Raw genomic sequence first — 1,502 nt, 5'->3', positions numbered from 1 at the left:
CGATGCGACCCGGCCGGTGGTGCGCGGGGCCGGCGACGAGGTGGGGCGGGCGCCGCGGGCGGCGGCGGCCGGTGCGGTCGTGCTCGTGGCCGTGGCGGCCGCGGTGTCGCTGTGGCAGTTCCGGCTGTACGGGTCGCCGCTCGTCGCGAGCGCGTCGGGCACGCCCGAGGTGGACCCGGTCGCGGTGCTCGCGCCCGTGCTCGTGCTGCTCGCCCTGAGCCTCGCCGCCCTCGGGCTGGCGCGGCCGGCGGGGAGCCTTCTCGAGCGGATGGGCGCCCGGAGCCGGGGGCTGGTCCCGTCGCTGCCCATGCGCCAGCTCGCCCGGCGCGCCGGGCTCTACGCCTCGGCATCGCTCGTGGTGATGCTCGGCGTGTCGGGGCTCACGCTGGCGGCCGCGTTCGCCGGGAGCTGGCAGGCGTTCGACCGCGAGGCGGCGGCCATCGCCACCGGCGGCGACGTCCGCGTGTCGTTCGCCGGCCGCGACGTCGTGCAGGGCGACGACCCGCTCGCCCTCGCGGATCCGTTTGCGAGCCTCGACGGGGTCGGCGCGAGCGGCGCGGTGTACCGCGGCGAGGCCCGCATCGGGTCGGATGCCGCGGCACTCGTGGCGCTGCCGGCCGATCGGCTGAGGGCCATCGCCCCGGGAGCGGCGAGTGGGGCCGACGCCTCTGACAGGGACGGGCTCGATCAGCTCGTCGATTCGGGACGAACGGCCGCACCTGACCTGCCCGCGGGTGCGCGCTCCGTCACGGTGCGCGTCGGCATCGAGGCGGCGGCGGGGACGCCCGGCACCGTGACCGTGTCGGCGTGGGTCCTCGGGCCGTCGGGCGAGGCGAGTCGGCTCCCGGGCGTCGCCTTCCCGGTGGCGGCGGGCGGCGGCACGGCCGAACTGCAGCTGCCGGATGCCGCTCCCCTGCGCCTGCTCGGATTCGAGGCCGCCCTCGCCGGGTCCCAGGGCGCCGGGCCGGTCACCGTCGCCATCGACGACGTGCGGGTCGAGGGCGGCGCGGACGCGGACGGCGACGGCGACGCACCTGCGTCCGCCTCGGGCCAGGTGGAGCTGACCGCGACCGCCCCGAGCGGCCGCGTCGTCGCGACCGCGCCCGACGCCGCCTCGACCTCGGACGACGCGCACCCCCTGCCCGTGCTCCTCGGCGAGGCCCTCGCAGCACGCATCCAAGCCGAGCCGGGCGACGCGCTGGCCTTCCGCCTGCTCACCGGCGGGGCCGACGTCGACGCCGTGGTGGCGGGCGTCGTGCCCGCCGTTCCCGGCGCCGGCGACCGGGGCATCCTCGTCGACCTCGGCGCGCTGTCGACGGCGGCCTTCGCGGGCGACGCCGGCGTCCCCCAGTACACCGAGCGGTGGCTGGCGACCGACGACCCGCAGGCGCTGGCCGAGCGCCTCGGGCGCGAGCGGTCCACGGCGTTCACCGTCTCGACCCGCGCCGACGCCTCCTCGTCGGGCCTCATCCAGCCCGCGGTCACCGCACTCTGGGCGGGGG

Annotated in this window: 1 protein-coding gene; it reads left to right on the top strand. The window is 78.8% G+C overall.

What is annotated here, in order from left to right; all coding sequences use genetic code 11:
* A partial coding sequence (locus AC1DY2_RS19690) for a hypothetical protein (RefSeq protein WP_476763947.1) occupies positions 1-1,502 on the top strand: 1,502 nt, incomplete at both ends.

The organism is Agromyces sp. P1_H4, assembly GCF_056405255.1.
This window is presented reverse-complemented; position numbering and strand designations above follow the sequence as displayed.